The organism is Pantoea sp. USHLN256 (assembly GCF_037149875.1).
Classification (GTDB): Bacteria; Pseudomonadota; Gammaproteobacteria; order Enterobacterales; family Enterobacteriaceae; genus Pantoea; species Pantoea nemavictus.
The window spans coordinates 289815-306869 of sequence record NZ_JBBCQO010000002.1 but is presented as its reverse complement, the minus strand read 5'-3'; the positions used below and the strand labels follow the sequence as shown (position 1 = coordinate 306869).

Sequence of the window (17055 nt, the reverse complement as noted above, 5' to 3'; positions counted from 1 at the left end):
AGGGTCACGATGCCAGCGCCTGTTGTTGGCGCAGCGTCAGCAGCGCGCGCTGCGCCAGCTCGGTGAAGTATCGCACCGCCGGTTCCAGCATCGCTTCATCCGGATCGAAACCGGCGTGATGCAGGCCAAACTCACTGGCGCTGCCAATGCTGACGAAAGCGCCTGGCAGCTGCTGCAGGTAAAAGGCAAAGTCTTCGCCGCCCATTTGCGGCGTGCCGACTTGCGTTTCATAGCCCTGATCGGCAGCCAAATCCAGCGCGAAATCGGCCCATTCCGACGTGTTGACCAGCGATGGCGGACCTTCCTGCCACACCAGCTCAACCTGCGCGCCAAATCCGGCGGCGATACCGTTAATCAGCGCCGTCATTTTCTGCGGGATTTGTGCCCGTATCTCAGCGTTGTGGGTGCGCACCGTACCTTCCAGCTCCACCGTTTGCGGCAACACATTCCAGCTATTGCCGGCCGTGAAGCGCGTTACGCTAACCACCACCGATTCCAGCGAGCTGAACACGCGGCTCGGCAGCGTTTGCAGCGCGGTGACGATGTGGCTGCCAATCACAATGCTATCGATACCTTCATGCGGTCGCGCGGCGTGCGCACCTTTACCGGTGATATTGATTTGGAAACGATCGACGTTGGCGTAATAAGCGCCACCGCGAGTTCGCAGCGTGCCGGTGGGCAGATCCGGCGCGTTATGCAGGCCAAAAATCGCCTGCACATCGTTAAGTGCGCCTGCCGCCAGCAGCTGTTTCGCGCCGGTGAAAATCTCTTCCGCGGGCTGGAACAGAATGCGCACGCGGCCAGGCAATTGGGCTTCGATGCGTTTTAGCTGCTGTGCCACGCCGAGCATTACGCTGCTGTGCAGATCGTGTCCGCAGGCGTGCATCACGCCCGGCTGCTGCGAGCGCCACGGTTGGTCGGTTTGCTCATCGATCGGCAGGGCATCGATATCGGCCCGCAGCGCGATCAGCGGTTCGCCGTGACCAATTTCAGCGACCACCCCGGTTTTCAGCGCCAGCGGCAGCAGCTTAACGTTGAGTTGTTGCAGCCAGCGCGTTAGCCGCTCGGTGGTGGCAAACTCCTGATCCGACAGTTCGGGATGCTGATGCAGCTCGCGTCGCCAACGCACCAGCTGTTGAGGGGAAAGATCGGTCATGGTCATCCTTGGGTTTGTGCAGGTAAGAAAGGTTCGCCGAGCGTCAGCATCAGGCGGTTCGCCCAGGCAAAGAAGGCGGCGGATTGAATCAGATCCAGCAATTCCAGCGTGCTGAATCCCTGATCGCGCAGCGCTTGCAGCTGCTTCAGGCTGGTGGCAGCGGGGGTGATCGATAAGGTCGCCACCAGATCGATCTGTGCCGCCCAGCGCGCCGATTGTCCGTGCGACAATTCGGCACCCGGCGCAACATTCAGCAACTTCTGTACCGCCGGTTCATCTTTCGACAGCTGGCTGGCTTTGCGCGCGTGGACCGAGGCGCAGTAAATGCAGCCGTTAACCTTGCTTACCACCGTCGCGGCAATTTCGCGTTCCGCGCGCGAAAGTCCACCCGCGGTATAGAAGATGCCTTTATCGGTGAGCGTGCGCTGCTCCAGCAGCGGCTGGTTGCGTCCCAACAGGCGGAAGTAATCGGAATCGCTGTGGCCGAATTTCGCCAGCGTGGCCTGCTCGTCAGCGCTAAATTCATTGAGCGGTTTAGCCGCCAGCCACGGCTCCCAGCCGAGTTCCTGCTGGGTAAAGGCGGTGAGGGCGGTTTTGCCGCTCAGGGTTAACGGCGCATCGTGCCACTTTCCGGCCACCGCATGCGGCTGCGCAGCCGTCTCTTCGCCGCTGAGTAAACGCAAACCGAGCAGCAAACGACTCTGGAAGCTGACAAACGCAATCAGCTGCGCCAGCGTGACGATACCGCGCGGCGACCAGCCGGCATGTTGCAGTGTCTCGATGTGCTGCGGCGCGGCCTCCACCGGATGCAGACTGAGCAGTTCAGCAAACGCTAAACCGGCGTCAAAGCGTGCGTTTTGCGCTGGCGGTTGTGCCTGCTGCTGATAATGCGCCTGCAGCGCGGTTACGCCGTGCCAGGCCGCGACCTGTGCGGCGAGCGCAAAGCGTTCGGCTAACGGAAAATCCTCATCATCTTGCGTAAACAGCACCTCGTAGCTGCCTTGCGTATGCTGCGTGGCGGCGGCGCGTTCAGCACGGGCTTGCGCCAGTTCGGAAGCGGGATCGATATCGGCCAGCGCACTAAGTAAATCAAACGGTTGGGACATACAATTCTCCAGTTAAAGCATTAGTAGGGTCGCCATTTAGTACCGTGCTGGCTATCCCCCACCTCGGTCCTCCCCCATAAATGGGGGAGGAAGATGCTGCTATATGTGAGTTGGGAGCTGCATGTGGCAGCGTCTCCTTCCCCCGCTTGCGGGGGAAGGCCGGGATGGGGGACAGCAAGCATCTTCTAATGTTACCCATCAGCCCGGTTTGTACCTTTATGGTGACCGCACCGACTTAGCCACGCAGCGCGGGCGCGATGTGGTCGGCAATTAACTCTATGGAACGCAAAATGTCGGCGTGCGGTGGATCGATGGAGTGCACCTGGAAGCTGATATCGGTGACGCGTTGCAACACGCTATCGGCCAGCAGCGATTGCCGCACCCGGTCGGCATCACCAAAGTGTGCGTCCAGCTGACGCGCCTGCTCGTCAAGCGTATGGCCAATAACATGTCCTGACTCGCGGAAATGAGCGGCCTGGCGCTGTAAACCGGGCTCGGCAAGACGGCGCGCGTAGTCATTGGAGTCAGCGACAAAAGCGGTGCGCGACGCCAGAATGCGCGGTGCGATGCCTGGCGGTAACGCCGCCAGATAGGCGTCGATCATCGGGTTCTGCATCTGATCGAGCGTTAAATCAGGTTGACCCGCCGGGCGCGGCTGGGTGCGCGACAGCATCAAACCGTGGCCCGCCTGGCCCGCGCGTGCCGCACCCTCTACCGAAAAGGTGGCAATCCACACGCGCTGCGCCAACGTCGGCGCGGCAGGATAGAGATGATTATCCGGATGTCCCAGCGTATCGCCGCGCCATGCGCTAAGCAGCTGATGCAGATGATCGGCAAACACGCTGGCGCGTTGATCGATGGTGATGCCGAACGGCAGAAACGAAGTGGCGGTGCCGCCCGATCCTAAACCGACCTCCAGCCGCCCGTTACTCAGCAAATCCAGTACTGCAGCATCTTCAGCCACGCGCAGCGCGTTCTCCATCGCCAGCGTGATGATGCCGGTGCCGAGGCGAATGGTGCGGGTATGCGCGGCAACGTGTGCCAGGAACAGCAGCGGCGACGGCAAGCCGCCCTCTTTTTCATGAAAGTGGTGCTGAGCGATCCACGCACTGTCAAAACCGGTACGCTCGGCGTGCTGAATCTGTTCGGTGGCCAGGCGATAGCGCTGTTGCGCGCTGGTGTCATCCAGCAGGCGGGTGAAAAAGCCAATGCGTTTACGCGTCATGCAGACTCCTTAATCAGCGGACGGAAAGCGGGAATCGCGTCAATCAGCGCGCGGGTATAGGCATGCTGAGGCGCAGAAAATAGCGTGACGGCGTCACCTTGCTCCACCACTTCACCGGCGCGCAGCACGGTGACGCTGTGCGCAATGCGGCGCACGGTGGCGAGATCGTGGGTGATAAACAGGTAGGTGAGGCCGAGTTCGCGTTGCAGTTGCTGCAGTAGTTGCAGAATCTGCGCCTGTACCGTGACATCCAGCGCTGAGGTGGCTTCGTCCAGCACCAGAATCGCCGGCTGCAGAATCAGGGCGCGGGCAATCGCCACACGCTGCCGCTGGCCGCCGGACAACTCGCGCGGTTTGCGCGTCAATAACTCGAGCGGCAAGGCGACGCGTTGCGCCACCGCTTCGACGCGCTGACGACGCGTTTCGCGGCTGAGTTTTTCAAAGTTAAGCAGCGGCTCTTCAATAATGGCGAACAGCGTTTGGCGCGGATCGAGCGAAGCAAATGGATTCTGATAAACGAACTGAATTTTGCGGCGCAGCTGGCGCTGGGCTTCACCGCGCAACGCGGTGGCATCGATGCCGTCGATCACTACGCGTCCGCTATCGGCCTGCTCAAATCCCAGCAGAATGCGCGCCAGCGTGGTTTTACCGGAACCGGATTCGCCGACCAGCGCGTGCGTGGTGCCGCGCGCCACGGTGACGCATACCTCTTTGGCCACCTGCAGCTGCTGCTGGCGACCGAGAGAGAACTGTTTGTTGATGCCGGAGAGCTGAATCGCCGGTGATGAGAAGTTGGCACGGGCAGGAACGGCCAGCGCGGCTTCACCGGGATCGGCATCCTGCAGTAGCTGTCGCGTGTAGGGATGCTGCGGCGCGTTGATCACCTGCGCCGCCGGACCTTGCTCTTGCACTTCGCCGTGACGGAACACCAGCAAACGATCGGCGCGTTCTGCCGCCAGCGCTAAATCGTGCGTGACAAACAGCACCGCGGTGCCGGATTCGCGGCGCAGCACGTCCAGCAGATCAAGGATGCGCTTTTGCACCGTCACATCCAGCGCGCTGGTCGGTTCATCGGCGATGATGATTTGTGGGCGCAGGGCGAGGGCGATAGCAATCAGCACCCGCTGTTTCATACCGCCAGAGAGTTGATGCGGATACTGCTTCAGGCGTTGCTCCGGATGGCTCAAACCCACTTTTTGCAACAGCTCCAGCACGCGCTGCTGGCGCTCGGCTTTGCTGATTTTCAGGTGCAGCTGCAGCATTTCACCCACCTGATCGCCGATGGTTTTCACCGGATTGAGCGAGTTGCCCGGATCCTGTGGCACTAAGCTGATGCTGACGCCGCGCAGGCTATCGAGCCGTTTTGACGACCAACCGGCGATATCGGTGCCGTTCAGCACAATCTTGCCGCTATCACGGCGGCCGTTTTCCGCCATCAAACCTATGATCGCCTGCGCGGTGGTGGTTTTACCGGAACCGGATTCCCCCACCAGTGCCACCATTTCACCGGGCTGTAATTCGAAACTGACGTTGTGTACCACCGCGCGCCACTCGCCGCGCTGGCGATAGCTCAGGGTTAAATTCTCAATGGCTAATAGCGCGCTCATGCGTCACCTCCGGCCAGTTGACGGCTGATGCGATTGGCGGCCAGCACGATGGCGACCACCACGATGCCAGGGAAGGTAGTGAGCCACCAGGCGGTGGCCAGATAGTTGCGGCCTTCGGCGATCAGCAAACCCCATTCTGGCGTTGGCGGCGGCGTGCCGTAGCCGAGAAAACTGAGCGTTGATAACGCCAGAATCGCCTGACCAAACTGCAGGGCGGCGAAGGCGATCACCGCCGTGAGCGAGTTGGGCAAAATATGGCGCCACAGCACGCGCCAGAAACTGCCGCCGCTGCCGTAAGCGGCTTCGACGAATTCACTGCGGCGCACGCGCACCACTTCACCGCGCGCCAAACGGGCAAAGCTGGCAATCGACGCGATGCCGACCGCCAGCGCGGCGTGCACGGTGCCGAAGCCGAGCAGGATCAGAATGCTCAGTGACAGCAGCAGCGACGGAATCGACAGCAGCACATCGACTACGCGCATCAGCCAATTCTCGCTGCGTCCGCCTATCGCGCCCGCCAGCACGCCGAGCGTGGTGCCGCCAATCAACCCCATCGCGACGGCGGCGACAGCGGCCGACAGCGACTGTGATGAACCATAAATAATGCGCGCATAGAGATCGCGGCCCAGCTGATCGGTACCGAGCCAGTAAGCGGCCTGCGGCGGCAGACGCTGCGCGCCTGGCACGCCTTCGGTTGGGCTGAAATGGGTAAACAAACTGGGTGCAAAGGCCGCCAGCAGCGCCAGTAGCATCACGCCCCACGCCAGCCATAAACCCGGCTGGATATGTAGCGCGCGCGACGCACGGGCCTTGCCGTTGCTCTGACGCGCAGTTGAGTAATCGACCAGGCTCATCGGTGGCCTCCGGCAATGGATTGCAGACGCGGATCGAACAGCGGCATCAGCGCATCGACCAACAGGTTAATCAGCACAAAGGCCAGCGCAGAGATCATCACCACCGCTTGCAACACCGCGACGTCCTGATTATTCACCGCCTGCTGCGTCAGCTGACCGATGCCGCTCAAACCAAATACGGTTTCGGTAATCAGCGCACCGGCAATCAGTTCGCCGAGCAGTAAGCCGGCGACGTTGAGTACCGGCAGCAGCGCATTGCGCATCACGTGATGCCACAATACGTGGCTTTCACTGGCGCCTTTGGCGCGTGCCACCGCCACAAACGGTTGGGTGGAAACCTGATCGATACTGCGTAACAGAATCTGTGCCAGCGGCGCGGAGATCGGAATCGCCACGGTAATCACCGGCAGGATTAAGCCTTGTAGCGCTGAAGGGTTGATTACCGGGATCCAGCGCAGTTGGAAGGAGAACAGCTGAATCAGCGCGATGCCGAGCCAAAAGGTGGGCAGCGAGATAAACAGCGCGGGCACCGATTGCAGCACGGAACGCAGGAAGCGCAGTCCCGGCAAACGCGACAGCGCCGCCAATGCAAAGGCAATCAGCGTGGCGAGCGCAAAACCGAGCAGCGCCAGTTGCAGCGTGGCGGGCAGGTTGCTGACCAGCTGTTCGCTGACCGGCACGCCCGCCTGCACCGAGTAACCAAAATCGCCGCGCAGCATCGCCAGCAGCGTGTGCACGTACTGCTGCCAGAGCGGATTATCCGCGCCGTAAGCCAGTCGCATTTCGGCGATTTGATCCGGGCTGAGGCCCAGATCCGGGTTCTGAAACTTTATCAGCACCGCATCGCCGGGCAGCACCTGCAGCAGAAAGAACGACAGGGTAAACGCGGCCCACAGCACCAAAACGCTTTGACCCACTCTTCGCAGCAGTGAACGTTGCATTATTGACCTGCCTTAGTGTTTTTCCAGCCACGCGCCGTAGAACGACGGGCGACCCACGGCTTCAAAATTCACGCCTTTCAACCACGGCGCGCCGGCAAAGACCTGCGGTTCTTCGAAGATGGGAATCACATATGCCTGATCGAGCAGATAACGCTGCGCATCGGCGGTCACCGCCAGGCGCTTAGCCGGATCGACCTCCGACGAGATGCTCAGCAATAGCGTGTTGAGCTTGTCGTCGCGGAAGTTCTGCACCTTGTCGCTGGAGCCGCCTTTCTGCAGCAGCGCATCGCGGTTAGTCGGATAAAACTGGCTTTTCACCACGTCGGGATCGGCGCGGCCCACTTCGGAAACCACCAGCGGAGTTTTCAGCGGATCGAGGTTATCCAGCACGCGGCTACCGGCATCACCGGCTTTTACCGCCAGCGCCACGCCGACCTGACGCCACTGCTGCGCCACCAGCTGCAGCACTTCTTTGTTCTGCGGCTGCGGCAATGACTCATAAATGGTTAACGCCAGTTTCTTACCATCCTTCTCACGAATGCCGTCGCTGCCCGGTTTCCAGCCCGCTTCATCCAGCAGTTTTTTCGAAAGCGTTGGATCGTATTTCAGCTTGTCGGCGAGGTTGACGTAACCGGCCGCCGAAGTGGCGATCACCGAGGTGGCCTGCGGATAGTTCGGCGAGAACAGGGTTTGCACCACCTGCTGCGCGTTAGTGGCGTGCAGCAGCGCCTGACGCACTTTCACCTCGCTGACCAGCGGGTTATCCGGGCGGAAGCTGATGCTGTCGTTGACGCCGCGCGTGGGTGCGGCATAAATCGGGAAGTTTTGCTGCTGCGCCTGCTTCTCGTCATAGGCTTGCACCTGACGAATAAAGTCGGCCTGACCGGCCAGCAATGCGCCAATGCGCACGCTGTCTTCCGGCGTGACGATAAACTTGATGCCGTCGAGATTGGCAGGACCTTGCTGGGCGCTGTTTTTCGGGCCCCACTGGTAATCTTTGCGCGCGGTTAAATCGACTTCGCGCCCGAGTTTTTCATCGCTGACCACAAACGGGCCGGAGCCAATGATATGGCGCGCATCGCCTAGCTGATCGAAGCTACGCTGCAGAGTGCTGAGGGAAACCAGACCTGACCCAATGGTTGCGGTGCCCTGCAAAAAACCGGGGGACGGTTTTTTGAAATAGAATTTCACCGTCTGCGGATCAATAACCTCACTGCGATCGTAATTATTAATCACTTCGGAAACCGGCAGGCGCTGGGCTTTATTTCCCAGCCCGTAAGTATCAAAGTTTTTTGCCACCGCATTAGCATCTAATGGCGTGCCATCAGAGAAAGTCACGCCGGGACGAATTTTAAAGGTGTATTCGGTTTTATCGGCGTTGCTGCTCCAGCTTTCGGCAATCCACGGCTCAACCTGTAAGGTTTTTGGGTTTTGCCACGTCAGCTTATCGGTTATTTGATTCAGAATACCGCCATTCGGATAAAAGCCGCCAGCGGGTGGATAAAGGTTGGTGTGCGCCTGTTGTTCAAGATAAACCAGCGTACCGCCTTTGACCGGCGTGTCCGCCGCGTGGGCGCTAAAAATCCCTGAGAGCAGGGCTAAACTGAGCGCCTGCAAGTGAAAATGCTTAGTCATGGTGTTTCCCTTTTTTATCAAAGCTTGAGCGGTCTGATTGCATCATCAAATGCCGCATCCGGGAGTTGAACCAATGAATTGCACTAAGCTTTGCCGAAAAAAATAAAAAGGATTGGAGAAGGTGAACAGATGTCGTGGCGCTTCTTAACATCTTTGTTGATATGAACAACGATATTGCTTATCCCATGAATTGTAGCGGCGCAATTTATTGCGCGATAAATCGCGCCGCTACACAATGTGTGAATATTAAATAACCTGCTCACTCCTTATAAATGAGCGTTGTTACATCACCCCCATTAATCGCGGCAGCCACAGCGATAATGCCGGGATATAGGTGATCAGCATCAGCACAATAAATAACACACCATAGAACGGCAGCATGGCCGTGACCACTTGCTCAATTTTCTGCTTACTCACCGCGCTGGCCACAAATAATACCGTGCCGACCGGCGGGGTGATTAAACCAATGCCAAGGTTGGTCAGCATGATCATGCCGAAATGTACCGGATCAACGCCCAGTGCAGTCGCCACGGGCAATAATACCGGCGTCAGAATAAGGATGAGCGGTGCCATGTCCATTAGTGTTCCCACTACCAGTAACAGCAGGTTGATGCACATCAAAATCACATACTTGTTACTGGAAAATTGAGTAAAGGCCTCGGTAATAATGGTAGGTAATTGCATAAAGGTCATTACCGCACCGAAACCGGCGGCGAAGGCAATCAGCACCATCACTATGGTCACTGTTTTGATGGTGCGGAATACCAAAATATGCAACTGAGTCCATTTGAAATCGCGGTAGATAAACATCGTCACGAAGAACGCCCAAATACAGGCTATTGCTGCCGACTCAGAGGCGGTGAAAACGCCCGAGAGTATCCCGCCGAGAATAATAAATATGGTGAACAGTCCCCAAAATGCATCGAAGAAGATTTTCAACGCCTGCTTATAAGGGATGCGCTCGCCTTTAGGATAACCCCGTTTACGCGCAAAGATCAGGCACATGATCATTAAGCATAAACCGAGTAACAGACCTGGAATGATGCCGGCGACAAACAGCGAAGAGATAGTGACGATACCGCCGGTGGCGAGTGAATAAATCACCGAGTTGTGACTGGGCGGAGTTAAAACCGCTTGCACCGAGCCGCTAGCGGTTACTGCTGCAGCGAAATCACGCGGATAGCCTTTCTCCTCCATCTGGGGAATCATGACCGAACCAATTGAGGCGGTATCGGCAACCGACGAGCCCGAAATGGCGCCAAAGAAGGTTGAGGCGACAATATTCACCAGTGACAGTCCACCACGAATGAATCCGACAAATATATAGGCGAAATTAACCAACCTGCGAGCAATGCCGCCTTCCGCCATAATGGCGCCAGCCAGAATAAAGAAGGGAATGGTCAGCAGTGAAAATTTGTTAATACCGTTAGTAATCTGAATCACGACGGCTTCCCACGGCAAATCGATCCACCACGCGCCGATAAATGCGCTTAATCCTACGGCAAACGCGACCGGGAAACCGAGCAACAGCAATACCACCAGACTGCCAATTAAAATGAGTGCGTCCATTTTTTGCTCCGCTTAATGGGTGCCACCAAGAGTGACGATTGCGCGCTGGCTTTGATCGCCATTAATTAATCGCTCAGCGACAAACAACAGCGTAAATACCGCGCCGATCGGGATGGGCAGATACATTTCGCCGTAAGTCACCATGGGTAAAGAAGCCAGCGTTTGTACCCACATCGCTTCGCACAGGTTGTAACTGGCACGGAAAATCACCACACAGGTGACGATCATCAGCAGATCTGACAGTTTTAACAGCCAGCGCTGATTGGCTGGTGAGAGTCGGTCAGTCATCATTGACACGCAGATATGCGTACCCGCGCGGAATCCCACCGGCGCGCCAATAAAGGTAAAGATGATCATGCAAATAATGGCGACCGGTTCAGGCCAGGAAAGCGCATCATTTAACACATAGCGAGAAAAAATCCCGATGGGAATTACTGTCACCATGATCAACAACGCTACGGCGGCAATCGCCATGCACAGTAAATAAAGCCCATCCATCAGACGAGAATATGCAGTCATCGTGTTTACCTGAGTAAAACGCCACGCAGAGACGTGGCGTGGAGAGGATTACTTCACATCAGCAATCTGTGTCATCAGATCCTGATATTTGCCACCAAATTGATCGCGCACTGGCTGCGTCGCCTTGACGAAGGCTTCACGATCGGTTTGCTGGAAGGTCACGCCACCCGCTTTCATCTTTTCAACGGATTGTTGCGTGTAGGTGGCCCATAACTGGCGTTCTTCATCCTGCGCCTCTTTGCCTAATTTCTTCAGCAGGGCCTGATCCTCAGCGGATAGACGATTCCATAAGGGTTTGGAGTAGAGGATCATTTCGGGCTGAATGAAGTGACCGGTTAGGGTGTAGTACTTAGTGACGGGCATGTAGTTATGGGCGACAAATGTCGGGGGATTGTTTTCGGTGCCATCAACAACACCCGTTTGCATGGCGCTAAACACTTCACTCACGCCCATCGCTACCGGATTCGCGCCCATCGCTTTTAACGTTGCCAGTGAGATGGCACTGTTTTGTACACGGATCTTCATACCCTTGAGATCGTCGGGTTTGGTGATCGGCTCTTTGGTGATCATGTTTCGCACACCCGCGTCAGTCCAGCCGAGGAAAATCATGCGGGCGTTCGGGTCGTTATCGAACTTTGTGACAATCTGTTTGCCGATATCGCCGTCTAACACCTGATGCATATGATTCTCATCGCGAAAAACATACGGCAAGGTCAACACGCTGGTTTCTGGGGCGATGGTGGTGACCGGGGCCAGCGACACGCGAATCATATCGATAGCCCCAAGCTGCACCTGCTGTAACGTTTGATCTTCATCGCCTAACACGCCGCCAGCATAAATTTTCATTTCTAAGCGCCCGTCAGTGGCTTTTTTAAGCTTCTCGCCCATGTGCTCAAGCGCCACGACGGTGGGATAGCCTGCGGGTTGGACTTCCGCCACTTTGATGACTTTCGCTGACACCACGGCAGGGCAAAATGCTGCAGCGGAGGATAACGAAACTACCAGCAGTAATTTTTTTAACGTCATTCTTTTTTCTCCAGCAAAGGATGAGGCAGAGGTGCGGCGCAGTGATTTTCCGAAGGGAGCCGCGTGGTGCCAGCATAGATAAAATGTTTCGTGGAAAAATAAGGCAATTGCGATTGAATGAATTACGTCACGTTTTGAAACGATGTTTTAATAATTTTATACGGAATGTCACATTTTCAAAATATCTCCATAACAATCCCCATTCGGTTTTCTTAATTGTGTGTTTTAAAAGGGATTTAACGAGATTGCCTTAGCCTATCTATCTGATATGCATAAAGTAAATATAGATACGACAATATGATGTTTTACGAATCAGTGATTACCACACCAAACTACTCGCCATATTCACGTTGATAAGGATAAGGCGCATGTCATACCGACTGAGTTTGCTGGATAAATCGCCGATTGCCGATGGAGAGACCGCCAGTCACGCGCTACATCGCACTTTACAGCTGGCGCAACAGGCAGAAGCCTGGGGCTATCACCGCTTCTGGTTGGCCGAGCATCACAATACCGATCGTCTGGCGAGCCCTTCGCCGGAACTGCTGATCGCCTGGATCATTGGCCAGACACAACATATTCGCGTTGGCTCCGGTGGCGTGATGCTGCAGCACTACAGCCCTTACAAGGTGGCGGAAAACTTCAACTTACTGGCATCGCTGGCGCCGGGCCGCATCGACATCGGTGTTGGTAAAGCGCCGGGCGGCTTGCCGCTCTCCACGCGGGCGCTGCAGCTCGGTGTCCATCTGCAGGAGAAAGGCAGCTTTGCGGAGCAGCTAACGCTGCTGGATAGCTGGCTGCAGGTGCCGCCGGTAGGCGATGAAGAGATTTTGCGCGCCACGCCGCAGCCGCCGCGTCCGGCGAATCGTTTCCTGCTGGGTGCCAGTGAAGAGAGCGCCAAACTGGCGGCTGAACTCGGCTGGCAGCTGGTATTCGCTGCGCATCACAACGGCGATCCACAGCTGATGGAGAAAGTCCTCAATAGCTATCGTCAGCACAGCAACGGCCAGCGTGCGCTGGTGGCGGTGCAGGTGGTGGTGGCGGATTCTCCGGCGGAAGCCGATCTGCTGGTGGATACGCTGCGCGTCTATCACGTCAGCGTAAAAGATGGCCCTAGCGTCAACGTCGGCAGCGTTGAGCAGGCGGAACGCTATGTACGTCAGGGCGGCTACAGCGATTACGTGATTGAACCGCGCACGCCATCGTTGCTGAAAGGCACCGCCGCGCAGGTGCATGCCAAGCTGGATGCGCTGCATCAGAATTTCGGCATTGAAGAGTTCGTGATTGATACGCCGGTGGCTGAAGAGCAGGCGCGCGTGAAATCACTCGAACTGTTGGCCACGCACCGTTTAGTGACGGCATGATTCGCCGATTCCGGAGGCAGGTATGACGCAATTTAGCGAACATCAGCTGATCGACTGGCGGCGCGAGCTGCACAGCTGGCCGGAGTTATCCGGTCGCGAAGTCGAAACCACTGCGCGCCTGCGCCGCTGGTTACAGGACGCCGGTTTGCGTCTGCTGGACTACCCGCTGGAAACCGGCGTAGTGGTAGAAGTGGGACGCGGCGACACGCTGATTGCGCTGCGTGCCGATATCGATGCGTTACCTATTCACGAAGCCACCGGACTCGCTTACCGCTCGCGCAATAGCGGTGTGATGCATGCCTGCGGTCACGACGTGCACAGCGCCGTAATGCTGGGTGCGGCATTACAACTGAAAGCGATTGAAGATCAGTTGCCAGGCCGCATCCGTATTCTGTTCCAACCGGCGGAAGAGAACGCTACCGGTGCACGCCAGCTGATTAATGCCGGGGTGCTCGACGGCGTGCAGGCGATTTTCGGTATGCACAATGAACCCGGTTTACCGACCGGCACCTTCGCCACGCGCGGCGGCGCGTTTTATGCCAATGCGGATAAATTTATCGTACGCGTGGGCGGTAAAGGCGCGCATGCGGCGCACCCGGAAGAGGGCGTCGATAGCATTGTGGTCGCCAGCCAGATCATTCAGGCGCTGCAATCGCTCACCAGCCGAAGCTTCAATACGCTGGATAGCTTAGTGCTGAGCGTCACGCGCATCGACGCCGGCAAAACCTGGAACGTGCTGCCCGGTTAGGCTGAATTTGGCGGCACGGTACGCACCCATGACAAGCAGGTGCGCGCCGAGCTGGAGCAGCGCGCACGCACCCTGGTGGAGAACATCGCGGCAGCCAACGGTGCCAGCGCTACCTTTAGCTGGCATCCTGGTCCACCGGTGCTGGAGAACGATGCGCGCTGGGCGCAGTTTGCCAGCCACGTGGCGCAGCAAGCGGGTTATCGCGTGCAAACCGCCGAGCTACATCTTGGCGGTGAAGATTTCGCATTCTACTTACAGCACATCCCCGGCGCGTTTGTCAGCATTGGCAGCGCCAGCGAGTTTGGTCTGCATCATGGCGGCTTCAACCCTGATGAAGCGCTGATTGCCCCCGCTGCACACTACTTTACGCAACTGGCTCAGCAAGCGTTGCAGCACCTCAATGCGCGATGTCGTGACGCCATCCTGAACTAGCTCGATTCACTCATTTAATACCTGTTCTGCACGGCGACGCTCTGTCGCCGTCAGGCTGCGCCTTGGCAAAAGAGAGAACATTATGACTGCAAGACAACTGCGATTGGGCACCATCCTGCATGGCGCATCTGGCAATATGTCCGCGTGGCGTCATCCGGCGGCGCTGGCCGATGCCAGTATCAATTTTGACTATGCCAAACACATCGCGCGTAAGGCGGAAGCGGGCAAGCTGGATTTCCTGTTTGTCGCCGATGGTCTGTTTATTAACGAAAAATCGATCCCGCATTTTCTTAATCGCTTTGAACCGCTGACGCTGCTGTCGGCACTGGCGGGCGTCACCGAGCATCTCGGTTTGGTCGGCACCGTGTCCACGTCCTATAGCGAACCCTTCACCGTGGCGCGTCAGTTTGCCAGCCTCGATCATCTGAGCGGCGGTCGCGCCGGCTGGAACGTGGTGACCTCGCCGCTGGAGGGATCGGCGAAGAACTTCTCGCGTCAGCAGCATCCGGAACACGCGCTGCGCTATCGCATTGCCGATGAGTATCTGCAAGTGGTGAAAGGGCTGTGGGATTCGTGGGAACACGATGCTTTCGTGCGCAATAAAGAGAGCGGTCAGTTCTTTGATACCAGCAAACTGCACACCTTGAATCACCACGGCGATTTCTTCCAGGTGCAGGGGCCGCTGAACATCGAACGCACGCCGCAAGGCCGCCCAGTGGTGTTTCAGGCGGGCGCGTCTGAAGATGGCAGAAAGCTGGCGGCGCGCCATGCCGATGCCATTTTTACCCATCAGCCGACGCGTGAAGAAGCGCAGGAGTTCTACCGCGATGTGAAAAAGCAGCTGGTGGCGAACGGCCGTGAGCCAGGCGATTTGCACATTTTCCAGGGCGTCGGCGTGATTGTGGGCGATAGCGCGGAAGATGTGGAGCAGCAGTATCAAACCACCGCGGCGCTGGTTTCCATCAAGGATGCGCTCAACTATCTCGGTCGCTTCTTCGATCATCACGACTTCTCGCAATATCCGCTGGATGAACCGTTCCCGGAACTCGGCGCTATCGGTCAGAACAGCTTCCGCAGCACCACCGACGAAATCAAACGCAAGGCGCGCGAGCACGGTCATACGCTGCGTCAGGCGGCATTGGAGGCTGCGACGCCGCGTCCATTGTTCCACGGCACGCCAGAGCAGGTGGCTGACGGTTTGCAGCTGTGGTTTGAGAGCGAAGCGACCGATGGCTTCATCATTCAGGGCGGCACGCCCGATACCTTCGAACGCTTTGTCGATCGCGTGGTACCGATTCTGCAAGCGCGCTGCTTAACCCGTACCGAATATCCCGGCACCACGCTGCGTGCCAGCTTTGGCCTAAAAGATCCGCTTAACCAATTCACACAACAATAAGAGTCGAGAAAACGCTATGCAGAAAAAATCCCTTATCGCGCTGCTGTTGCTGGGCATGAGCAGCGCCGTATTTGCCGAGGATGTGGCGGTTAACGGTCAGAATGTCAGTGTGGAAGCCAACAAAACGCCGATCAATACCGCGAAGAATGACGCCGCTGTGGCGCAGATTCCGGCCGGACATCACTTCGCGGTGCCAGGTTCATTCACCGTGGCCGTCGCCGCGCTCAACTCACCGCCGCTGACGGTGTTCAGTGATGACAACAAAACCCTGCTCGGCAGCGAAGTGGATATCGCCCGCTTAGTCGCCGATAGCCTGGGTTTGAAACTTAACGTGGTGCCAACCTCGTGGGAAGACTGGCCGCTTGGCGTGGCATCGGGTAAATACGATGCGGCGATCAGTAACGTGACCGTCACCAAAGAACGTAAAGAGCGCTTCGATTTCGCCACCTACCGCAAAGATTCACTCGGTTTTTACGTCAAATCCACCAGCCCGATTAAGGCGATCACCAAAGCAGAAGATATCGCCGGACTGCGCATTATCGTTGGCTCCGGTACCAATCAGGAGTCGATCCTGTTGGCCTGGGATAAAGAGAATCAGGCCAAAGGGTTGAAGCCGTTTACGCCGGTGTATACCAAAGACGATGCGGCACAAACCCTGGCGCTGCAGTCGGGTCGCGCGGATGCCTTTTTTGGCCCCAACGTGATTGGCGCGTGGAAAGCGGCGTTGACTAAACAGACGCGTTTGGTGGGCAGCGTCGATGGTGGCTGGCCGAAAGCGGCACACATCGCGGTGACGGTGAAGAAAGATGGCGGCCTGGTGCAGCCGATCAACACCGCGCTGAATGGCGTGATCAAGAACGGTGATTACGACAAGGTGCTGAAGCGCTGGGGGGAAGGCGTCGAGCGCATCGACAGTTCCGAAATCAATCCAGCCGGCTTGGGCGACTAAGGAGGCCGCATGAGCGAGCAATTTTTCCGCGAAGTGTCACCGGAAGCGCCGGAGCTGCAGCCGATTTTGACTGGACTGTTTGGCGAGTATACGGCGCGCTACGGCGAATTCTTTACCAGCCAAAAAGAAGTTGAGCTGACCGAATGGTATTTGCCGCCGCGCGGGCTATTTATTGTGCTGGAGCGCGACGGCGAGATTATCGCCATGGGGGCTTACAAACCGTATGACGCGGTGACCGCCGAGTTCAAGCGCATCTGGACGCGCAGCGATCTGCGTCGTCAGGGTTTGGCGCTGCTCATCCTGCAGGAACTGGAGCGGCGCGCGCTGCGCGCGGGTTACCAGCGCGTGTTTCTCACCACCGGTTTCCGCCAGCCGGAAGCGGTGAAGCTGTATATCGGCCACGGTTATCAGCCACAGTTTGAGCTGCTGGAAGATATGGAGATCTACAGCCGCCCGCCACACGATGGACGCTTGCGCTTCCTGAAAGTGATTGATGTGCATAGCGTGGCGCAGGCCAGCTAAGGAGTA

General features: G+C 57.4%; 14 protein-coding genes and 1 pseudogene. 5 read left to right on the top strand and 10 right to left on the bottom strand.

Going from position 1 to position 17055, the window contains the following annotated elements:
- Positions 1-4: 4 nt before the first annotated feature.
- The 10 genes from WFL93_RS06560 to WFL93_RS06515 all read right to left on the bottom strand — a co-directional run bounded on the left by WFL93_RS06560 (position 5) and on the right by WFL93_RS06515 (position 11638).
- Complete coding sequence (locus WFL93_RS06560; RefSeq protein WP_336777590.1) at positions 5-1156, bottom strand: amidohydrolase; 1152 nt, start codon at positions 1154-1156, stop codon at positions 5-7.
- Positions 1157-1158: 2 nt separating this feature from the next.
- Positions 1159-2262: an alkylhydroperoxidase domain protein gene (locus WFL93_RS06555; RefSeq protein ID WP_336777589.1), complete on the bottom strand. Its 1104-nt coding sequence runs from the start codon at positions 2260-2262 to the stop codon at positions 1159-1161.
- 235 nt (positions 2263-2497) lie between these two features.
- Positions 2498-3487 (bottom strand): putative FMN-dependent luciferase-like monooxygenase, encoded by a 990-nt coding sequence (locus WFL93_RS06550; RefSeq protein ID WP_336777588.1) that lies wholly within the window; start codon positions 3485-3487, stop codon positions 2498-2500.
- Positions 3484-5094: an ABC transporter ATP-binding protein gene (locus tag WFL93_RS06545; protein WP_336777587.1), complete on the bottom strand. Its 1611-nt coding sequence runs from the start codon at positions 5092-5094 to the stop codon at positions 3484-3486. Before WFL93_RS06545 ends, WFL93_RS06550 begins: the two co-directional genes overlap by 4 nt.
- Positions 5091-5948: an ABC transporter permease gene (locus WFL93_RS06540; protein ID WP_336777586.1), complete on the bottom strand. Its 858-nt coding sequence runs from the start codon at positions 5946-5948 to the stop codon at positions 5091-5093. Before WFL93_RS06540 ends, WFL93_RS06545 begins: the two co-directional genes overlap by 4 nt.
- The gene (locus WFL93_RS06535) at positions 5945-6889 is read right to left on the bottom strand and encodes an ABC transporter permease (RefSeq protein WP_036621453.1); all 945 of its coding nucleotides are present in this window, start codon (positions 6887-6889) and stop codon (positions 5945-5947) included. The genes WFL93_RS06540 and WFL93_RS06535 overlap by 4 nt, the downstream gene beginning before the upstream one ends.
- A gap of 12 nt (positions 6890-6901) precedes the next feature.
- The gene (locus WFL93_RS06530) at positions 6902-8524 is read right to left on the bottom strand and encodes a TIGR04028 family ABC transporter substrate-binding protein (protein ID WP_049853348.1); all 1623 of its coding nucleotides are present in this window, start codon (positions 8522-8524) and stop codon (positions 6902-6904) included.
- A gap of 282 nt (positions 8525-8806) precedes the next feature.
- Positions 8807-10093 (bottom strand): TRAP transporter large permease, encoded by a 1287-nt coding sequence (locus tag WFL93_RS06525; RefSeq protein ID WP_009128473.1) that lies wholly within the window; start codon positions 10091-10093, stop codon positions 8807-8809.
- Positions 10094-10105: 12 nt separating this feature from the next.
- Entirely contained in the window at positions 10106-10612 is a 507-nt protein-coding gene (locus WFL93_RS06520; protein WP_009128472.1) for a TRAP transporter small permease, read from the bottom strand.
- A gap of 48 nt (positions 10613-10660) precedes the next feature.
- Positions 10661-11638, bottom strand: coding sequence for a TRAP transporter substrate-binding protein (locus WFL93_RS06515; protein WP_336777585.1), 978 nt, complete (start codon positions 11636-11638; stop codon positions 10661-10663).
- Positions 11639-12006: 368 nt separating this feature from the next.
- On the opposite strand from WFL93_RS06515, the gene WFL93_RS06510 reads away from it, so the two are divergent.
- From WFL93_RS06510 to WFL93_RS06490, 5 genes and pseudogenes are all read left to right on the top strand, one after another.
- On the top strand, positions 12007-13002 hold the full coding sequence (locus WFL93_RS06510) for an MsnO8 family LLM class oxidoreductase (RefSeq protein WP_009128467.1): 996 nt from the start codon (positions 12007-12009) through the stop codon (positions 13000-13002).
- Between the two features lie 22 nt (positions 13003-13024).
- A pseudogene (locus WFL93_RS06505) lies at positions 13025-14182 on the top strand (amidohydrolase).
- A gap of 82 nt (positions 14183-14264) precedes the next feature.
- A complete protein-coding gene (locus tag WFL93_RS06500; protein ID WP_336777584.1) occupies positions 14265-15578 on the top strand; it encodes an LLM class flavin-dependent oxidoreductase in 1314 nt (437 codons plus the stop codon).
- A 16-nt stretch (positions 15579-15594) separates the two neighbouring features.
- Positions 15595-16527 carry an ABC transporter substrate-binding protein gene (locus tag WFL93_RS06495; RefSeq protein ID WP_336777583.1) on the top strand — a complete coding sequence of 311 codons (933 nt, stop codon included), beginning with the start codon at positions 15595-15597 and terminating at the stop codon, positions 16525-16527.
- A 9-nt stretch (positions 16528-16536) separates the two neighbouring features.
- Positions 16537-17049: a GNAT family N-acetyltransferase gene (locus tag WFL93_RS06490; RefSeq protein WP_009128461.1), complete on the top strand. Its 513-nt coding sequence runs from the start codon at positions 16537-16539 to the stop codon at positions 17047-17049.
- Positions 17050-17055: the final 6 nt, after the last annotated feature.